General features: G+C 56.8%; 14 protein-coding genes. 5 read left to right on the top strand and 9 right to left on the bottom strand.

All coding sequences use genetic code 11. The annotated features are described in order from the left end of the window. Window positions 1-141: 141 nt before the first annotated feature. Window positions 142-2,634 (bottom strand): hypothetical protein, encoded by a 2,493-nt coding sequence (locus tag DIE15_RS15375; protein ID WP_124833713.1) that lies wholly within the window; start codon window positions 2,632-2,634, stop codon window positions 142-144. Beyond that, the gene (locus DIE15_RS15370) at window positions 2,631-4,220 is read right to left on the bottom strand and encodes a hypothetical protein (protein WP_124833712.1); all 1,590 of its coding nucleotides are present in this window, start codon (window positions 4,218-4,220) and stop codon (window positions 2,631-2,633) included. Before DIE15_RS15370 ends, DIE15_RS15375 begins: the two co-directional genes overlap by 4 nt. 335 nt (window positions 4,221-4,555) lie before the next feature. Here DIE15_RS15370 and DIE15_RS15365 point away from each other — a divergent pair, with 335 nt between their 5' ends. From DIE15_RS15365 to DIE15_RS15345, 5 genes are all read left to right on the top strand, one after another. Further along, on the top strand, window positions 4,556-5,332 hold the full coding sequence (locus DIE15_RS15365; RefSeq protein WP_124833711.1) for an HNH endonuclease: 777 nt from the start codon (window positions 4,556-4,558) through the stop codon (window positions 5,330-5,332). A gap of 378 nt (window positions 5,333-5,710) precedes the next feature. Then, window positions 5,711-6,277 carry a hypothetical protein gene (locus tag DIE15_RS15360; RefSeq protein ID WP_069353647.1) on the top strand — a complete coding sequence of 189 codons (567 nt, stop codon included), beginning with the start codon at window positions 5,711-5,713 and terminating at the stop codon, window positions 6,275-6,277. 242 nt (window positions 6,278-6,519) lie between these two features. Then, window positions 6,520-6,822, top strand: a complete 303-nt coding sequence (locus DIE15_RS15355) for a DUF6388 family protein (RefSeq protein WP_124833710.1) — start codon at window positions 6,520-6,522, stop codon at window positions 6,820-6,822. A 56-nt stretch (window positions 6,823-6,878) separates the two neighbouring features. Next, window positions 6,879-7,889, top strand: coding sequence for a hypothetical protein (locus DIE15_RS15350; RefSeq protein ID WP_124833709.1), 1,011 nt, complete (start codon window positions 6,879-6,881; stop codon window positions 7,887-7,889). An 80-nt stretch (window positions 7,890-7,969) separates the two neighbouring features. Then, window positions 7,970-9,031, top strand: a complete 1,062-nt coding sequence (locus DIE15_RS15345; RefSeq protein WP_124833708.1) for a hypothetical protein — start codon at window positions 7,970-7,972, stop codon at window positions 9,029-9,031. Window positions 9,032-9,384: 353 nt separating this feature from the next. Here DIE15_RS15345 and DIE15_RS15340 read toward each other — a convergent pair whose 3' ends face one another. The 7 genes from DIE15_RS15340 to DIE15_RS15305 form a co-directional block, all read right to left on the bottom strand. Further along, the gene (locus DIE15_RS15340) at window positions 9,385-10,284 is read right to left on the bottom strand and encodes a plasmid partitioning protein RepB C-terminal domain-containing protein (protein WP_069353975.1); all 900 of its coding nucleotides are present in this window, start codon (window positions 10,282-10,284) and stop codon (window positions 9,385-9,387) included. Then, complete coding sequence (locus tag DIE15_RS15335) at window positions 10,281-11,195, bottom strand: ParB/RepB/Spo0J family partition protein (protein ID WP_069353976.1); 915 nt, start codon at window positions 11,193-11,195, stop codon at window positions 10,281-10,283. The genes DIE15_RS15340 and DIE15_RS15335 overlap by 4 nt, the downstream gene beginning before the upstream one ends. After that, the gene (locus DIE15_RS15330; protein ID WP_260428266.1) at window positions 11,188-12,723 is read right to left on the bottom strand and encodes a recombinase family protein; all 1,536 of its coding nucleotides are present in this window, start codon (window positions 12,721-12,723) and stop codon (window positions 11,188-11,190) included. Before DIE15_RS15330 ends, DIE15_RS15335 begins: the two co-directional genes overlap by 8 nt. 1,031 nt (window positions 12,724-13,754) lie before the next feature. Further along, the gene (locus tag DIE15_RS15320; RefSeq protein WP_069353979.1) at window positions 13,755-14,657 is read right to left on the bottom strand and encodes a plasmid partitioning protein RepB C-terminal domain-containing protein; all 903 of its coding nucleotides are present in this window, start codon (window positions 14,655-14,657) and stop codon (window positions 13,755-13,757) included. Beyond that, a complete protein-coding gene (locus DIE15_RS15315; protein WP_046544129.1) occupies window positions 14,654-15,556 on the bottom strand; it encodes a ParB/RepB/Spo0J family partition protein in 903 nt (300 codons plus the stop codon). The genes DIE15_RS15320 and DIE15_RS15315 overlap by 4 nt, the downstream gene beginning before the upstream one ends. Next, window positions 15,553-17,166, bottom strand: a complete 1,614-nt coding sequence (locus DIE15_RS15310; RefSeq protein ID WP_124833806.1) for a recombinase family protein — start codon at window positions 17,164-17,166, stop codon at window positions 15,553-15,555. Before DIE15_RS15310 ends, DIE15_RS15315 begins: the two co-directional genes overlap by 4 nt. A 119-nt stretch (window positions 17,167-17,285) precedes the next feature. Beyond that, window positions 17,286-17,729 carry a hypothetical protein gene (locus DIE15_RS15305; protein WP_124833706.1) on the bottom strand — a complete coding sequence of 148 codons (444 nt, stop codon included), beginning with the start codon at window positions 17,727-17,729 and terminating at the stop codon, window positions 17,286-17,288. Window positions 17,730-19,420: the final 1,691 nt, after the last annotated feature.

Here is a 19,420-nt window from a genome sequence, read left to right as displayed (position 1 = left end):
GGATCGAGATTACGCCATCACCACTTGGGCTGGTACCCAATAGCATTCTAGGCGACCGCACTTAGTCTTCGTAGGTCCTCGCCCCGCTGAAGCAATACTGACATGTCGCGGACGAACAATTCTCGCTAGTGTCCTTGGTCGTCACGCAAATTGAGCCACCTCCTGCGCTTGTGTGCAAAGGCGGGCATGCTCCTCAAGCACCGCCGCTTCGTTTACACCGAGGCGCGCTCCGTAACGATGGGACATGCCTGCGAAGACCTCTCTCACTGCATCGCCAAGTGCTTCTTCTGGCAGCAGAGAGGCGAAGCGATAGAGGGCCGCAGCCAATCGATCCTCTCGGTGCCCGTTCTGTACCGGGACTCCCTCTTCGCTAACAAAGACGCGCATTGCGCACAGGGCCCAGAAGCACGTCGCCCAGCACTCGAGCACATCCTCAGGCAGTCCGCTGCCGAGGCCGGGATCTACGACAACCCGCGCAATCAGTGGCTGTCCGCCGCTCCTCGTGCGGAACAGCTCATAGAGCAGCCGGGTGACACGTCGCTGCCAGCTTGCATCGCCCGCACTCGGCAGCACTTGCTGCCGCGACACCTTCGTATTGGTATCCCCGGGCATCAAGTTGGATTTCCGGCTGCCGGCGCCCAACACCACGACGAGCAGCGCACGCAAACGCAGTAAGTCCACGACATCTAGATCGCGCTTCGAGGCCTCGCTCTGGAGCAGTTCGATGAAGTCTTCAACGGCTTCGATGAGACTCTTCTGCGTGTCGTTGACGTACTGGCGCTGACGTCGGAAACGCTGCGTGGCGGCATCGACTTTAATTGACGACACCAGATCGTCCGAGCCGAACCGGTCGTCGTTATCGAGCGCGCCGTCGCCATTCGACGTCTCATCGCCAAGCGACCAGTTCTGGCCCGCCGCGTCGTCTTCGTCGCCGGTCTCAACGGGCAGCCGTCCGCGCCCGATGAGCGCATTCAGGAACCCGCGCACCGACTCCTGATGCGACGATGTCAGATGGCTGACCGATGCATCGTCTTCTCCGTCAGCGGCCTTTCTGCGGCCAGCGATAAACTGCTCGTAACTCAGCGTGCGCGAAACGCCTTCATCCTTTTCACCCTGCCGGTCGCGCTCCTCTCTTTCGTGACCGCATGCCCGACCTCCGGCTGTGGTCTCGGCCTCGCGCTCCGCTGCTTGAAGTTTCTGAATCACTTCAAGCAGCCACAGCCCTTCGATGGCATCCTCGTCGTCCAGTAACGCGAGCGCGTTATCGACGGCACGGCTCCTAGAGCGGCGTTGCGCTTCCTTGAGGGCTTGCTCGATGGTCACGATAGCGAGCGACGACTCAAAGCCGTCCGCGCTCACTTGCGCGAAGTGTGGCACTGCCTCAGCACGGCATCGATAGCAAATACGTTCGGCACCGCTTCCAACGCGCTCAAGGCTAACCGTCAGGCGCGCGCCAGTGCTGTCGAACAGCGCGATTTCCGCGTGGGTTGCATCCAGCCCAGTTGGCGGCCACCAGTACAGCCGGTCGCCGACGAGTTCGAAGCGTCCTGGCAGGCGGCGTTGAAACTCTGCCATCGGGATATCGTCGGCGGGATGGTATGAAGCGACCGTCTCCGGTGAAATGGCCGTCGCATCGATCAGTGCACTATCCAGCCCGAGCAACTCGGCCGCCCGGCCCGGCGCGGTCTCGCGATACAAGCACGCTTCTTCATTGACACCGTCCCCTTCTTCCGCGCCCAGGGCCGCCGTCGTGCAATTGGCGCTGCCGAACAGGACGCAGTCGGCCGTCTCCGTTTCGGCGATAAAAATCTTAGCGTGCGCGAAGCGGCTGGAGCCTGCGCTCTTTACGTCCTTGAGGTCGTGTAGGCTCACGTTCGCGTCGTTCCGCCATCGATGCACGGGAAAAAGCCGCGTGTTGGGGCGCAGCAGGACTGCCGTCCTAGCAGGCGTAAGTTCATGCCTGAAGCGATCGAGCGCGCCGAGGTCCGCGTCCCAGTACGGGCTGACCGCAATGAAGCGCGTGACCCGTCGCGCGCCGATCCGCTCGATGAAGCGCGCGCCGATGCCGTGCCTTCCGCCGCTGGCGAGAAATGCCAGCACGCCACCGTCGTCGGACATCACGGTGCCATTGCCAGGCTTTGCCTCCGCCAGCCAGCGTGTCCGCTTCAAAGCCCAATCCAGTTGACGCCGCGCCACCGACACCTCAGGCAGCAAGCGCTCAAGGTAGTCGAGTGCGGCGCGCAGGATCGGCACGGCAGACGGATCGGCTTCATCGGTCCTGACTTCTCCGATGACCTCGAGATTTCCCGCGAGGCCTGCCGCGGTCATATTCGCGGAACTGACCATCAGCCGTCCCGACGCATTCCCGAGCTGAAGGATTAGCTTTGGGTGAAAGACGCCAGCCGGTTGAATGCCGACAACCGAATAGCGGCGGCCAGCGAACCGCGGTCGCCGGAGGCCGCCTTCCATGGCCTGCGCGACCATCCGCGCATCGGCGACTAAAACATTGTTGCTGCTGCCCGCCTCGCGTAAGCGCGGCAGCGCGATCGACTCGTAGGCGGCAAAGTCCACGCCGAAGGTCGTCACGATGGTGGTGTGATAGCCCGTTTCCGCAAAGGAGTTGAAGAGCTTCATGCGGCGAGTACCTCAAGGCCGGCGGTAGTCGGACCTGCATCGTTCAATAGGTGCAGGTCTCTAAGAAAAGTAATTGCGGACGACAGACGCGGATTAGTCAGTACCGGCCCCGTACCCTGACGCAGCCGCACGCGTCCGTCATCGCATTCGAGCAGGAAAGTGTAATCGCCCTGTCCACGGAACTTCTGAATCGCCACCCAAAGGTGCCGCTCGACGATCCTGCACCGAACCAACCGCATGAGCAGTTCGGGCAGAGGGAGATGTGCATGCGCGCGCAGGTCGGACAGCTCAGTCACGATGGATTGTACGAACTCGCCTTCCGCGACGACCGGGCAACACAGCTTGACCCGCTCCAACCGGTCCTCCCACCGCTTGTGCAGAACGGCCAGCAGCAAGACCGCCCGCGCAGCGATGGCATCGCCGTCGGTTTCGTCCGAATCGCTGATGGCGAGCACGTCGTTGTGAAGCCGATATTCGGAGAGTGCATCGCTGTCAGACCACGGGTCGGTGGCGAGCCGGATGTTCGTCAGGAGCACGTCCCATGTGCCAGCCTCATGGTGCGCCAACGCGTCAGTCAGCCGTTCGGCTACTCTTGCGACCAGGTGTTCCAGTGGCAGGCCAGCGGGCGTCAGTGCAAGCACATCGAGCACGAACCTGAGAATCGCCTCGTAGGCGACGTGCAGGAGATCGTTGGCGTGATATACGCTCCACGCGAAACAGCGTTCGTCCTCGGTCGAGGGAACGTCATCGAATGCTTCGCCGTCCGCGTTTCGCCCGGCATAAAGCGTCCAGCGCACCTGCTCCACGTCGATGCCAGAGGCATTCGCCTGCGCCGCGCGCAGGATCAGGCGCAAGGTCTGGCTGCGCACGACCGCTGCAGGCCGCTTCGGATGAAGCTTGGCGAACAGCAAGTCCTGGTACAAACGGCATTCCTCGCTACCCGCTTCGATGCGCGACGGCAGCATGATCTCCAGCTTTACAAGCTCTTGCCGCGAGACCGTGCCCTCGTGAGCGGCATGCCAGAAGACTTCGGCGGCGTCGCCGACCGACGTGTTGAACAGCTTCGCAAGCCGGTCGCCGACATCCGCTGTCGGTACCGGCACCTGATGCGCGTCGACGTACTCAAGCGCCCCGATTTCGATAAGTTGCGAGCCATAAGCCGCACCAAATGCACCGAACTTCTGCTTCAGATACTGCGGATGGCTGCCCCGATCTGTGTTCGGATGAAACACCAGATCTCCCGACGCGGTTTGCGCCAACTTGTTGCTCGCCCAGATGACGCCTGCCACGCCACGCTCGCTGTTCGCCACCGCCGCGACGAGAGCGTACAGCGCTTCAGCACGTCGCAGACAAATGCACCAGCGCTCCACCGATGTCTCTCCGATCCGTTCAGCGTAGTTTTGCGCGACCCACGCATAGAAGCCGTAATAACGCATGCGCAACGTCACGTTGCTAATGCCCGGAAGCAGTTCCTGATAAAGGGCGATGCTGGTGGTCTGCATGCCCAGCGGATCAAGGCCACGCTTGTCTTCCTTCGACGTCCACATGGGCAACCCCGTGCCGGCAGACTTGAATGCTTCGTTCATCTGTTTCTCCTCTTGTCGTTATTGTTCGAGGCTTTTGGCGACCGTCTGTGTGTATATAGTTAACGGATCATCGCAAACGACATTGAGTCCATAGCGACGGGCACGGTTTGGGCCTTTGCCGACGTCCGTTTGATCAACGGTGAGACTACCGCTCTACGATTCCGGCTGACTTTCGTTTCGGCTCCATCTCGTGTCCAAAGACGCCCCGAAAAGCATCTGTGCCGGATTGCACCTTTCAAATGCCAGTTGCACACATCGCAATGCACCGGCGGTCGCCTGAAAGCCTATGCGGTAGCATGACACCAAACTGAGGCGTGTCCGGGGAACGATAATCTATGAAATTTCAGTTCGATGTGGGAGGCAGCTATAGCCGTCGTGATGTCGCGCTGGCAGTTGGACTTCCCGATCTGCCGAGCGGCGGAAGTTGGCTCACGGGATACGTCCAACATGATGGAACCTTTCTCGTCTTTTGCGGCGTTGGGACGCCGGGCCGGACTGGGCACGACTACGGTAACCGCTTCGAGGGCGATGAGTTGGTTTGGAGCGGCAAAACCAGGAGTCATCGAACTCAGCCGATGATTGCCAAGATGACTGCGCCTGACGCGGAAGTTCACATTTTCTGGCGCCAGAATGATCGCGACAACTTCACGTACGCCGGTCTGGGCCGCGCCATATCTGTATCGGACGATATACCCGCTCGGGTGCGCTGGCGCTTTACGAACGCCGCCCATGGAGGTGAAGGCACCTTGGCTGAGGAAATTCCGACAGACATGGCTGCTGCCGTACCACCCACGATCCTCGAAGGTGCGATGAAGCGCGTGACGGTAAACGCTTACGAACGTAACCCCGTCGCGCGCAAGGCCTGTCTAGCCTTCCACGGGTATCGGTGTGCTGCTTGTGGCTTTGACTTCGAGGCAGTCTACGGCGACATCGGACGCGGTTACATTCACGTGCACCACCTGCGGCCGCTGAGTTCGGTCGGGGCTTCGTACGTCATCGATCCGATTAAGGATTTGATCCCTTTGTGCGCCAACTGTCACGCGATGATTCATCGCTCGGACCCGCCACTCGCAGTTGATGTCCTCGCAACACGGCTCAGGTCGTCCACCTGAGCGGCCCTGAAAATATCACCGGAGCGCACCCCACGGTGGACGCGAATGCGGACAAAGCCGTTCATGCCAGATAAATCAATCTCGAGGATGGCGACGCGCGGGCGGAAATTCTCGATGACCCTGAAACCGGTCGTGCCGTCGTACGCGATGGCCATATTTTGGTCGCTTTCCCTGAGTGGCGCACCCGATGCCCTTGGATCGCCGCGGCGTGTTCGATCAACGAGTACCAACAGCCTAACGCTTGATATGCTGATAATTTGCGCCTTGAGGAAGCGCAAAGGTATGTGATATCCGTTCGATTTACGTCCAGAACAGTGAAAATAGAGTTCTTGCTGGGTGCACTATGCAAAAATCCGTACGAATCGGGGACCAACCAAAATGAACAGCACAAAGCCCAAAAAAGACGAGTGGCAGATAATCGACGGGCGGCAGATGATGAAGAACTTCGTTACTCTCTCGAGAGTTAGTCAGTTCATGAAGAGGAGGGTGCCACAGGTTCTTGTAATATGGGCCGTCGTCGCAGTCCTGTTGAGAACCTCACTGTTCATCAGCGCGTTCAACGAGCTCGGACGCAGCTTTACCTCTCCGTTTCTCGTGGTAGGAAACATTGGCACCGACCAACCGATCGACATAACGGCCGTCTTTCTGATCGGCTCCGCAGCAATCCTGGTCGACACAATTTTCATCATTGTCCTTTACGTCTGCATTAAATTAAGTCGCTGCTTTGGCAGAGGACGTCCAATTAAGATGGAGCAATGGGCCGTCCGCTTCTCGGGCAAGATATCGGACGAAGTATCTTCGATCTTGACTCACTGTTCGGCAGCAACGTTGGTTCTCTTAATTGGTAAGTGGCCGGCCATACATGGAACCCAGGTCTTTCCCTGGCTGGTGGCTACGGCCGCCTTTATGTTCGTCTTTGGCGCAATCTGCTATCGTGAAAACTGAATGAAGACGTCCTCGGATAAAATTTACCTACCGTTTCCTCAGGACGTTCTAATTAACTCGAGTCAAAATAGATGAGTCAACCCCGTACGGAGCACGCCACATTACAGTCACCCACTTGAATATATGTTAGACATGTTCTCTTGAGCTGGCCTCGACTGTTTCGTGCTCCAGCATCTCGATGCACTCTGTCAACTGGGATCGAATCTTTCTCGGAATACCTCTTCGACACTGAACATACATCTATGAGTTCACCATTGCTATCAGCTCAACAAATCGCCGTCGGCTACGAACGATTCTTGTCACAATTTCCTGCGGCCAGGGCACGTGTCGACAAGTTATCTCAAGAAGTTGCCAATATCATTGGTGCTGATCTTGACGAACTCCGCCGAATCGAAGCTGCTACCGCCTTGGGGGAAGTTGCAAAAAGTTTGGGCATCGATCCCTTCGAATATCTACTTCAATTTGCGGTTGATTCAGAAGCGGAGCGACGGCAGATTCTCCAGGTCCGCCAAGAAGCAATAGAGCGTGCTATCGGCTTGCGCTAGTCGCAAGACATACCACCTCGTTGCAAATCGACGCAACTATAGATCACAAGAACCACATGCGCGCCAACGCACTCTATTTTCCCTACATCACGCTTCCTGACGACGCGTGGACAGTGAAGTCGCTCTTGTATTGGGACAAACTATCATCCATCGTTCCGATGGACCATATGAACCATCCCGAACAGATGAACTGGTTCATGAGGGTGTTACTCAACGAAGGCCTTGTGGAACCAGTAATACCTGCTGCGTACATCCATCGTTTAGACCGCTTCGATGACAGCTTCATCGCATTGATTGAACACCGGCTGAAGTGGCTCCGCCTGCGCACCCCAGAACATCCCCCCCGACACACGTTCACCCGAATTCATGCAGAGAAGCTTGGTGAAATACCTCGCTTCTTAGTGGAGGTTGGCCTGGCCAAGGAAGTCGACTGGCCGTGGTACGACGTGGAGACAACCACAGCGACCATGTTCATGTCCTATCTGGCTGCATGCTTGGGGGCGATCCCTGAGGTCAATGCAACGCCCGTGACCAATAAGATGACTTTTGCCGCCGGGTTACTGGCTCGCCCTAAGTCATCGGCACGGGACCTTCATCGCCAAAAAGCTCGAGAAGTCGTGTTGCAGCACCTACTTCCGACTCCAACTGGCCCCGTGCAGTTGGACAAGCTTCTGCGATTCAAGAGTCAATACGGCCATCTTCTCCCCCCTCTGCGCGCTCGGATCGAAGCGCATTGTGTCTATGTTGCAACTCTTCCGGATGCTGACGATCGTGTTGGTGCTAACGAAGCATTTTTGCGGAACTGCAAATCCGATATCGCTGAAATCGAGGATGCTATGCGCCCGTCGTTCGGATCGGTAGCCCTTGGAGCATTAATCCCATTATGTGGTGCCGGCCTGACACTTCAGGCAACAGACTCAGGTAACGTAACTGCATATGCGGGTGCCGCACTGTCGCTCGCAGGTGCCGCCTATCAAGCGATCAACAGCATTCGAGGCAATCGTGCTCCGATGAATCGCCCGCTCGCCTATGTCGCCCACGCGCAACGTATGCTTTCCAAAGGTTAGGGGTTGCCCCCTGCATCTCGGAAACGATATTTGAATCAGCAACCCGACGACACCATCACACACAATTCATTTAAAATAAAATGATTGCCTATGCCATCAAAATTATAATCGGCGCTCTTCTAGTGTTGGCCACACCAGGCGCTGCAATTTCAACGATACTGATACTGAGCAAGTTTTTACGGTTTATCAGACGCAGCTGGATCATCACCAGCATGACGCACTGCGCGATTTTTATCGGAAAGAGAATTAGGCTGTTTATTGAGAGAAACCATATTCGTCAAAAGATGGATGCCTTCAGCGAATCCATTACAAAAGAGTTCTCTATGCCTCGTGTAGTCCTACTGTACACGACCCTCTTCGCATCCGCCCTTAAACTATTTTTTCTATATTATAAAGAAACTGATGTCTTCAACGCCATGATTACACTAATCGCAACGAGCATGCTGCCGTTAGCAGCACTCGCGGTTCATTTTTGCAGAAGAGACACTCTAGTCGAAGCACTAAATTGTCCGTTCTGTGCTTGGATTCGATGGACAGGGTTGGCAATATTAATATGGATTGGGCACTCCGACGCGACCAGTCGGATTTCTGCGCACTTCCTTGGAGCATCAATGCACCTTCCCATTGCCTTCAGTGCGGGTGTATTCATGTCATCAATTGGCATTTTGTCGCTTTGGACAGCACTATTGCTCCTAGCACTTCAAGCCCTTATCTTTCCACTTTTTGGCCTATTTGAAATCAAGAACAAGAGAACTCCCGTCAAGGTGCGCATCATTGCTGCCGCGACCGCAATAGCAGCTTTCTTTACAACTTGTCTCTCGTACGGCGCCCAAAACGCAATAGGAATGTCAGACATTGAAACACTAGCAATTTCTAAATTGGCATGGGAGTTCGATATGCTGGATGAGAAGGCATGCACTGGAGATGATCCCGCTTCTGGCCCATTGAGGAAAATTGTATTTGTTGGCCCAGATCAATCGAAGGCGTATGTTTTTACGAGCATTTGGGGCTCAAAAAATAGCTCAAGCACGAAAGCACGGCCGATACGCCTTTTAAACGCGGACGAACGAAAGGCTATTCTCCCGACTCTAGAGGGAGTAATCCCATGTAACCACGCCACCTCAAAAACGACCGTGAATTAACTTACGATCAATTTCGCCCATCAAAATATCACGGCGACAAATTAAATTGACAAATTTCCTTTGTCGCCCGAGCAAGCGTGGGCTATCAAAATTCGATCAATCCTCGCTATCCCAATGGCACCACGATCCCCTCAGGAAGTACCGCTCTCGTTTCCGTACGTTGCTTCCATTGAGTTTTATACCAGCCGAATATATCTCGATCGAACTCAGCCGCAAGTGACTTGGCATCTTCGAATTGCGTCGTAATTTTTTGCATAACTTCTATCATTTTCGTAAGCGGCTCGGCCCGACCGCTTCCACATTCACATGCGCGTTAGGCACAATGGTGATGAAGTGAGGGAGTCCGTGTAGGGCTACTCCTGTTCCGATGCCCGATTGTCGGCTGCTATGGCGTCCATCGTCGAGACGAGGCTGTCCAGCAAGTCGCCGTGATACCGTTTCAGATGCCCGTGGATATTGTTGTTACGGAGCAAGCGGCTCATGAACCCTTTGGCGACGACCAGCGCGAGCATGGTATCGCCCACTTCCGTCTCAACAGCTTGGCAGTCTTCACGCAGGCGCTCCATCTCCGCTTCCATGCGAGCTAGATCCTCCGGCGATATCTCGCTCTTTTTCTTCGGCTTCGCGAAGTCATTCAATCCTTCAGGCCTGGTTGTCGCGAGGATCATCTCCAAGTATGGGACTGTGAACTTGTTCGCCGCCACCATCATTTCGGCCGCCTCGATCTGCCGATACGGCTTCATTTTCTTGAGCAGAATGAATATCTTGGGCAGTACCTGCCGGTTCTTGAGGATAGAAACAGCTTCAGGCGCGACGCCGTCGAGCATCGTCGCTCGCTCACGAATACTACGAACATCGGTCCGTAAGACTTCTGCAATGCGCTCTTCGGACGCGCCTTTCGTGAGAGCGGCCCGAATCATTTTGTGTTCCTGCACTGCGGACAGGCGGTTGATATGCCGATTGAACGTGAATCCCTCATCGTCCGTCGAAATCATGCACGGTGCTACAGCGCGACCGAGCTGCTTCAACGCTTCAAGTCGCAAACGCCCATCTAGCAGTTCATAGTGTCCCAGGCGCTCGGTTGACGGGAAAACAGCCAACGGTTCGATGATGCCCAGCTTCTCAATCGAGGTCATGATCGAGCCAAACTTGCGCGTCAGGACCATCCCCTTGGAGAGGGGTGAGCCCGGGTGGATCAGTTCAATCGGCACCTCAATGATCCGTTCCTCGAAGCCTCGCTTAACGGTCGTCATGGCAGCAGTTCCTGCGGTAGTCGCGTCGCAACCGCTTCGGGGATGTCCTTTATCCCCTCTGCGCGGAGCAATGTTCGGAAATGTTCGTCGGACAAAAAGTGCTTGATCGCAGAGATGATGAGCAGCAGACGCTGATCCTGAATTCTCGCGTTCTGAAGGACGATTTTTTTCCTTCGGACTTCTGTCTGATATGTTTTGAGCAATTTCTGCGGCGTCGTATTGTCCCTGGAATGCAGTCGACCGCTCATCTTCTTTCCGGTTGCCTCCCGCTTACTTATGATTCGCCGCACTCGAATCAATTGTTCGCCCTTCAGCGTCTTCGACTCATAGGCGGAAAGCATAGCTGCTTGCACATCCTCGCTAGACGAGCGCGCAATTTCAACGGCGAGCCACAGTGGCATGTCACGCTTCTCGACGGCTTGTAGCAGCCGCTGCTCGCCTCTTTCGAGCAGCACAAGAATTCCGCTGATGTACGCGGGATCCAAGTTCGTCTTTCTTGCGATTTGGTCATTTGTGTAGCCTTTGGCTCGAAGTACTTGCAGGCCGTTCATGAGTTCCACTGCGGAGTGCCGCCGCCGGGCAATGTTCTCGGTCAGTGTGATCAAAAAGCGATCTATCTGACTGGCCTCGACGATGCAACACGGAATCATCGTCTCGCCTAAGGCCTTGAGCGCCTCGAGTCGCCCTTGCCCGCATAGCACCTCGTACCAATCTCCTTCCTCGTTCTTACCTCCGTTGGCCACTGTGATGGGCCGCTTCAGTCCAACCGTGGCAATGTTCTCGACTAGCTGGGAGAAGAAATATGGGTTTCGTGTACGCGGGTTCAGTACTCGAAGTTGGTTCGACGGAATTTGCACAATCGCGTCGCTACGCGCGAGTGTTGACCCGAGCCTGTCCAGTCGATCATTCATACTCAACTCCCTTGAGTGCCGCACGACGCCCGAGTTGGCAGAGCACATCAAGATCGTCAAAGCGATATGCCTCGAACCCAAAGTCGTTGTAGTCTTGAAGGCGCACCATATCGACCCGCAGTTCGACTGCGGGCAGTAAGAAGTAGTCGCGGATCGACTTGGCATCGAACTCCATACGCGCCGCGACAGTGATGTCGGGCAGTAGGGCATTGTCGAAGCGGATCACCCACCGATTGCTTCCGACTGCGGTCGGCCGGCAACGGGAAAGAACGAGAGAAACACGAAACTCGTCGTTGACCCATAGCAGATCGGATCGCGCATCCTTCACGACATCTGCTCCGGCTTCCGTCATAGCTTGTATCGCCTGAGCGACGATCTGAGGATGAAGTCGGCGCAGTTGCCGATTAATCTCCACGTAGCGATAGTCTCTACTCGGCAAGTAGCCGATCAGATCATAGGTTCGCAGCAGGCTCCCGAAGCGGTGCATGTACGCGCTGCTGGACGGGCAGCCGACAGCTTCGTCAATGACGATGCCTGACAGAAAACCATTCTTCAGAAGAAGCTGACGCAAGCGCTCGAGCATCTCGGCATCGCTCATACGATATGAGCGTGCCATGATGATCTGCCGTGCAGCTTCGAACAACAAGGGACTGACAATTGGCTTGAACGCGTTGTCCGCTCGCACCCATTGCTCGGGTGGGTTCTTAACCCGCTGTTGTTTCAACTTGAACGAGGTGCGGTTCCAAACGTTGTGCCCAACATATTTTTCGTTGATGAGAATCTGATGCACCGTGCCACGCGTCCACAAAGTCCCTCTATCAGTCCGAAGGCCTTCGGCATTCAGTGACGCTGCTATCTCGGTCTCGGTTCGTCCATCCTCGACAAAGGCGCTGTAGATACCGCGAACAGTGTCCACTTCTTCTGCCGGGCCGGGAGACAAGATGACTCGGTCAGTCTGAATGGATTTTTGCTGGCCGCGCGCGAGCGTGCCTTTGATTTCTCTCGCCTGGTCGACCAGCATGCGGCGCAATCCGTAGCCGGCAGGACCGCCTTGTCGATTTCCGCAACGGATCAGTCGGCTTTGCCCAGCATGAACCTTCACGCTGAGCTCGCGGCTGTACTCCCCCGCCATTGTCCGCTTCACACTCTTGATGATGCTGGAGACGGGGCTCCCATCGTTTTCGAACTGCTCTGCGCAATAGAGAACTTTCACCCCAGCATGCTTGCATCGAATCTCGTAGCTGGCACTTTCGTCGGGGTCCTGAAATCGCCCCCATCGGCTAACGTCGTAGACCAATACGACAGAGAAGTCCGCGTTGCCTGACTCTGCATCGCGCAGCAATGCCTTAAGCGAATCCCGGCCGTCGAGACGTAGACCGCTTTTCCCTTCATCGGCATAGACGCGAACGACCTCGAGGTCTCGTGTCTCCGCGAATACGCGAATGACGTCCAGCTGATTTTCGGTCGAATACTGTTGATGCTCCGTGGACATACGGACGTACGCGACCGCCCGGCGTTCGGTATCCAAGCCCTCATGCGCTGCCTGTCGCGTCGAGCGGACCACGCTGCCTCCCTCCGGCAAGCTACCCCACGCCCGCCTGCGTCAAGACACTCCGTCAAACGACTATAGTTTTGGAGACGCGAAAAATGTTGCCGAAAACAAGCAAGAAGTTGCGCGACAACGAGACATCAAAGGTGGGAAGCGAATACCCACTCGTCATCGCCCTTGCGCTCAAAGGAGAAGTGGGAGGTTCACGGCGCGCGATAAAAACACTGGCGCGGTGGACGGGTGCTAGCGAGCGCACCGTACAGAACTGGCTCTCTGCGGTTCGGGGACCAAGCGGCCCACATCTGGTAGCTCTGGCCAAACATTCGAATGCAGTGCACGAAGCGTATTTGTCGCTCGCAGGACGAAGCGATGCATCCGCCTCGCAAATTGAAATGTCGATAGCGCTACTTCGTGAGGCGCTCGGTCTACTTGCCGGCAGTAGTTAGAAGAGGGCATTCATTACGATCCATGACAGGCACATATGAGCAGCCTCGCCGATACATGGCCGACTGAGAAATCGTGATGCTCTGCAGCTATCGCCGGGTTTTGTACACGCGCTTAAACACGACGCGGTCGCCGAACATCTTTTGTATGAGCAGGCTAAGCCCAACAAACACCACTGCACCTGTAACCCAGCCACCTACTGACATGGACTCGGGCAGGTGGCGATGCGCTTGATAGCCCGCGAACGCGGCAGCAAGTAGCGCCGCGCCGAAAAGTCCTCTTGCGGGCCCATACTCAACTTCAGCCTGACACCCGGTGCAAACCGTCGCGCCGCGCGGAACCCCAGTGCGGCAGTGAGTACAAGTCATATTGCTCATTATTTTCACGATCTAGGCTATGGAACCACTCGACTGCAACACGCAGTGAGCCCCTTTAAGCACATAACGACATAAAGGTAAAATTCTTTAGACGAATTCGCAACGTCTCAACATACGAATTTTGGATCACGCAATTTTCGTGATCAGCAGACCGATTTTTGAAACGATACTCCGCCAAACTATCTGAGCTCAGGCAGTGGGATCGAGGGCCGGCTGCTCTAAGGCGATCGTATCGACGACGGACTGCAGTTCGCATAGCAAATCCGCTTGTTGGGCTTGCAGGTACTGGCGCACGGATTCGTTCTCAAGCAGCCTCGCGAGATAGCCCTTTGCGAGCACGAGGTTGAGCACGTCCTGTCCATAAGTCTGCTCGACCACCTTGTACTGCCCCTGCAGATTGCTCATCTCCCGCTCCATCTTCGCCATTTGCTCGGGGCTCACGCCGGCAAGCTTCCTCGGTTTCTTCCCTTCGACCAGCCGCGAAGCCGGCGTCGCAACGAGCAACGCTTCAGCGTACGAGACGGACAGGTTGTTTGCTGCCACCATGAGCTCAACACATTCGACTTGCCGCGTCGGCTTCATCTTCCGGAGCGCTCGCGCGAGCTCCGGCGAAAACTGCCGGTCCTTCAGGAGCTCGGTCGCTTCAGCGCAAATCCCATCCAGCAATGCCATCCTCTTGATGATCTGAGACACATCTACCGACAGCGCCTTCGCCAACCGCTCCGGGGACACACCTCGTTCAACCGCCCGACGAATCATGAAGTGCTCCTGGATGGTCGATAGTCGATTGACGCGGTTGTTGTACGTGTAGCTCTCGTCGTCAGTTGCAACTAGACAGGACACGGTGTTGAACTGGAGCTCCTGCAACGCGATCAATCGCAGATGCCCATCGAGCAGGACGTGGTTGCCCGATGCCTGGTCGACCGGCGTCACGGAAAGCGGCTCGATCAAGCCCACCTCTTCGATGGAGCTTCTGATTTGCTTGAACTTTCGCGAGTTCATCATGCCGGCAGGCGTGCGTCGCGATGGCAAGATGCTCGCGATTGGAACGGAAAGTGGTTCGGGAATGAACCCAAGTGCTACGCCGGTCATGCTGGACTCCCGCTCGGCCATACACGTTCTGCCAGATACTTCGGCAAAGTCGCTAGCTCCTCAGCGCGCAGCAGATTGACGAAGTTCTCATCGGCAAATAGCTGCCTCAGGGCGCCGACGATGAACAGCAACCGCTGCTGCGTAAACTCTGCCTTCCGCACCATCGTCTTCTGCCGCTCAACTTCATGCTGATACGTTCGGACGAGGCTCGATGTGGTCACGTCCATCACCTTGCGCGTCATGTTTCGATTCGCCGTGCGGCCGAGCGCTTTCCTCCGCTCGATGACGCGCCGAGCGTCCATCAGCTGGCGCCCACGCAATCTCCCCGATTCATATGCCTCCTGCAGTGCGGCCTGGATCGCCTCATCGTCGTCGCCGGCACCAACAATCGATAACGCTGCGTTCAGCGGGATTCGGCCTTTCTCCACCGCGATCACAAGTCGCTCCTCGCCCTGATGCAGCAGCGTCAGGATTCCCTGCACGTAGTGCTGTGTGAGGCCCGTCTTCTCGGCGATCGCCTTCGGGGCGTATCCGCGTTCCTGCAGTTCGCGTATGCCGGCGAGCAGTTCGAGCGGTCGGCACTGTCGTCTCGCGATGTTCTCCGTCAGGCTCATGATGAAAGCGTCTTCGTCGCTCACGCTCACCACCAGCGCTGGTATCGTCGTTTCGCCGAGCGATCGGAACGCCTTCAGTCGCCCCTCGCCACACACGAGCAGATACTTCTCCACGCCACTTGCCGTTGCCCGTGGCGTGACCAGGATCGGTTTCTTCAGGCCGATCGTCTTGATGTTGCTGACGATTTCGTCGAAGACTCGACCATTGCGCTCGCGAGGATTGATCACCTCGATCTGGCTGATGGGGATCATCCGAACCTCGCCGGGCTGTTCACGCTGAGTCATGCTCGTCTCCTCAGCCGAGCACGCTGTGCCATACCGTATAAGTAGTCCAGCGTGTCAAAGCGATAGCTCTCGAACTCGATCGGATTCCAGTCCGCGAGGCTGATACGAGGCTGCCAAAAATCAATGTGCGGCAGCAGGTAGTAGTCGAGCGCCGTCGAGTTGCTCTGGTCCAACCTGACTGCGACGGTGATATCCGGCAGTAGGCTCGTGTCGAACCGGACCTTCCAGCGGTTACGGCCGCTGCTGCGCACCTGACACCGTGACAGCACGATGCAGGCAGTGAACTCCCGATTCACGGTCAGCAGATCTGTCGCCGGATCACGCGACACGGATCCGCCGAGATCTGCGATCTTCTTTTCCGTCTCGGCAACGATCTCTGGGTGCAGTTGCCGAATGAAGCGATTCGTTTCGATATAACGATAGTCACGTCCTGGCGTGAAGCCAACCGTCTGATACGCACGAATCAAGCTGCCGAAGCGATACACATAAACCGAGGTGGACGGCATACCCTCCGTTTCGTCGATCACGACGCCCGATAGAAAGCCTCGGCTTCGATACAGGTTTCGCAGACGCTCGATAAGCTCCTCACTCGAGTAGCGCCGCGCGCGCGCCCGCATGATGCCCTGCGCGGTATAGAACGTTTCGCTCGGCACGATGGATTCGAACGCCCCCTCCTTGCGTATCCACATCTCCGACGGATTCGTGACGCGCGATTTCTTCAGCTTGAACGAGACACGGTTGTAGACGTTGTTGCCGATGTACTTTTCGTTGGTCAGCACCTCCCGAATAGTTGCCCGAGTCCAGGGACGCCCAAGGTCCGTCTGAACATTCATGCCGTTCAGGCGTGCGGCGATCTCGTGCTCATTGAGTGACTCATTGATGAACCAGCTGTAAATGAGGTTGACGATACGCACCTCGCTATCCGGGCCGGGCATCAGAATGACGCGGTCCGTCTGCAGGCACTTGTGTTGACCGCGTTGCAATTCCCCTTTCATGAGGCCATGCTCGTCGACCAGGATCCGGCGCAACGCATAGCCTGCCGGGCCGCCTTGCCGGAAACCGAGTTCGATCAACCTACATTGACCTGCGAAGACCTTCGCTGACAGCTCACGGCTGTACTCGCCGGCCATCGCACGCTTCACACCTTTGACGATCGTCGAAACCGGCGAGCCGTCGTTCTCGAACTGTTCAGCGCAATAAGCGACCTGGATGCCGGCGCGCCGGCAGATGTACTCGTAATAGGCACTTTCGTCTGCATCCTGGAATCGTCCCCAACGGCTTACGTCGTAGACGAGGATCACCTGGAAATCGGCCATGCCGGTTTCCACGTCCCGGATCAGCTGCTGCAGCGCTTGGCGCCCATCGATACGCAAACCGCTTTTACCCTCGTCGGCGTAGGTCCGCACGATCTCGAGATCGCGACGAGCAGCGTAGTCGCGAATCCGATCACGCTGATTCTCCGTCGAGTATTGCTGGTGCTCCGTCGACATCCGAACGTATTCAGCAGCCCGCATCCTGCAAGTCTGCTCGCCAACGGATTCGCATGTGCATTCGAGGTCCACGATCCAGCTCCCACCGGCAACCGCTCCTCGCTGCGCCGTCCACGACATCAACTACATGGACTTGTATCGGCGGACGCGTCGCGCCTTGCAACGACGTCGAATGCGAGCGAGTACACAGCCAAGGTAGCAGGCCATAGACCCTTGTCGTACACGTCATCTCTTTGCAATCACGCCGGAACAGGCCTCGGCTCAGACAGCACGGCGATGTGCACCGTCCACGCGTTCATCTTTGCAACGCCGGCCTCAACCGCGTTGCGCAGGATATAGAACCCAGATGCCAGCGGGCGATGGGCCGACCACGCGTCCATGTTTGCAACAGCACCAGCGGTGCGCCGCACATTTCGTCGTCGCTGCATCGCGCAATTGCGATCTCGATAGGCCGGGTGCGTCTCGCGGTAGTGCCGCCAGTAGTCAGGATGTCGGGCCCGCCAGTTGGCCTGGGCGCGGATCTGATTCTCGCGATAGTCGGGATCGACTCGCATGCGCTGGTGCTGCCATGCACGCCGGCGAGCACGCTGGCACGCCTTGGCCGAGCAGAAGCGTTGATGCGGGATGTGTAAGAGCGGAGTGAAGGGTGCGCCGCAGGCGGCACAGATCCGATCCGATTTCATGGCCGTGCTCCACAGAGGAATCGCAGTGGGGTCGGACGTGTTCGGGGCCAGGGTCAGTTGAAGCCAGCTCGCGGGACGCGGCGTCCCACCCTCGCAGATTTTCCGCCGCTCGCGATGCTTGTGCGATTCATGCCTATCAGTTCGACGCTCAGCTCGCGCGGCGCAGAGCCTTGTGCCGCGGGCCTCTGCGGTCCACCCGCAAAAATTTTCACGTTTTGTGGCGTGGCTGCCGAGTTTTTTCACTATTCGCGTCAAAAAGCTCGAAGCGCCGTGACAGAGTTAGTGAAAAACTCCAATAAATTCAATGGGGCGAATTTTCAATATTTACGACACCCGACACTGTAGCGGGAGCCATAACCTGAGATTTTGGGACGCATCCACTGAGACATTTATGGGTGGATGCGCTCCGATAGCTCAGATAGCGGCACCCAATTGATGTCACAGCGGCAGAAGCGAGGGCCACAGTCTTGAGGTGGTTCTCACTTTCTCGGTCGCGACGACAATCCAGGGTGCTGGCAGCCTGCTTGCATCGCCTGCCATCGGTCTATTCTGGGTTGTTGATAAAATCTCGGTCGTGAAGCGTGCCTCCGGGTTTTCGGGCCGATGGCTTGCAGTCCCGCAGAAGCTCGCGCAATCCATAAAGACAGACGACAACGCTCTCCATGTAAGCGTTACGTAGGCTGGCCAGCTTCTCGGCCGCCGGCATAGTTCATACGATGCCCATAAAACTGGCGTTTAAAGACGAGAAGCTCCGAAAGGTGTGTGAGAGCCCGCGCTCGGCAAAGCTGAATTACGGGGAGGCCGTTGGTCGGGCAATTCATGGCCGGCTGGCGGACTTGCGCGCGGCCGAATCTCCGCTTAAGTATGTTGAATGGGGCTTTGGCAAATTCGACGAGACCGCGGACAACCGGATTGTCATCCCAATCGACGACGGTTACCGTATGGTTGCGGAGGCCTATCGTCCTCATCCTGACGAACCGGGAGCCCCAGACTGGGGGCAGGTGACGCGCGTGAAAATCTTATTTATCGAGCGTACGGTACCGTCCTCACGCAGAAGTTGCACGTCGATGCCATCACTCACCCGTGAAATACGAACGTCCTCCCACAGTGGGCGGACGTTGTCGCCATCCAGGTGGGTAAAGAGCGCTTGGTGAAGGTCTTCGAAGCCAACCGGGCGGCCGAAACCCGTTTGCGCTGTAAATTGGCAGGGCCGCTTTATGCGGCCCTTGTTGCCTCGGCGGCTGGCTCAACGCTCGGAAAGTCTTGCTGTGCCCGTCCCTAGCCCAAATAGCCGCGCAGTTTTCAGCACTCAACTTCAACAACCGTTACAACATCAATCACCGATCGTAGCTGTCGCTCCGCCATCGCATCGGTCCTGCGATTCTACTCATACAGCACGATGACATATCTGCTCGTATCACCGATACCTCGCCCAACCAGCAAAACGTGACAATCGGAGACACTTCTCCGATCGCGATGCATCAACCGGCGCCGCGTCTGATTGCTTCGCAGATCTCGTCGTTCATCGAAGTCTAAACCCGCCCGACAGATTTCCTGCGGCAGAAAATCCGAGCTACAAATGCAAAAACCCCCGCCTGTTCGGGCGGGGGTTTCTGGCTTAGGGAGCCTGACGATTACCTACTTTCACACGGGAATCCGCACTATCATCGGCGTAGAGTCGTTTCACGGTC

It is taken from the genome of Burkholderia sp. Bp9031 (assembly GCF_003857965.1).
Lineage (GTDB): Bacteria > Pseudomonadota > Gammaproteobacteria > Burkholderiales > Burkholderiaceae > Burkholderia > Burkholderia ambifaria_A.
Note: the sequence above shows the minus strand (reverse complement) of the source record. Positions and strands in the feature narration are given on the sequence as shown.

Excerpts from the sequence above, each read along its gene's own strand:
- DIE15_RS15375 (WP_124833713.1), bottom strand. The coding sequence starts at position 2,634 with ATGAAGCTCTTCAACTCCTTTGCGGAAACGGGCTATCACACCACCATC.
- DIE15_RS15370 (WP_124833712.1), bottom strand. The coding sequence starts at position 4,220 with ATGAACGAAGCATTCAAGTCTGCCGGCACGGGGTTGCCCATGTGGACG.
- DIE15_RS15365 (WP_124833711.1), top strand. The coding sequence starts at position 4,556 with ATGAAATTTCAGTTCGATGTGGGAGGCAGCTATAGCCGTCGTGATGTC.
- DIE15_RS15360 (WP_069353647.1), top strand. The coding sequence starts at position 5,711 with ATGAACAGCACAAAGCCCAAAAAAGACGAGTGGCAGATAATCGACGGG.
- DIE15_RS15355 (WP_124833710.1), top strand. The coding sequence starts at position 6,520 with ATGAGTTCACCATTGCTATCAGCTCAACAAATCGCCGTCGGCTACGAA.
- DIE15_RS15350 (WP_124833709.1), top strand. The coding sequence starts at position 6,879 with ATGCGCGCCAACGCACTCTATTTTCCCTACATCACGCTTCCTGACGAC.
- DIE15_RS15345 (WP_124833708.1), top strand. The coding sequence starts at position 7,970 with ATGATTGCCTATGCCATCAAAATTATAATCGGCGCTCTTCTAGTGTTG.
- DIE15_RS15340 (WP_069353975.1), bottom strand. The coding sequence starts at position 10,284 with ATGACGACCGTTAAGCGAGGCTTCGAGGAACGGATCATTGAGGTGCCG.
- DIE15_RS15335 (WP_069353976.1), bottom strand. The coding sequence starts at position 11,195 with ATGAATGATCGACTGGACAGGCTCGGGTCAACACTCGCGCGTAGCGAC.
- DIE15_RS15320 (WP_069353979.1), bottom strand. The coding sequence starts at position 14,657 with ATGACCGGCGTAGCACTTGGGTTCATTCCCGAACCACTTTCCGTTCCA.
- DIE15_RS15315 (WP_046544129.1), bottom strand. The coding sequence starts at position 15,556 with ATGACTCAGCGTGAACAGCCCGGCGAGGTTCGGATGATCCCCATCAGC.
- DIE15_RS15310 (WP_124833806.1), bottom strand. The coding sequence starts at position 17,166 with ATGTCGTGGACGGCGCAGCGAGGAGCGGTTGCCGGTGGGAGCTGGATC.
- DIE15_RS15305 (WP_124833706.1), bottom strand. The coding sequence starts at position 17,729 with ATGAAATCGGATCGGATCTGTGCCGCCTGCGGCGCACCCTTCACTCCG.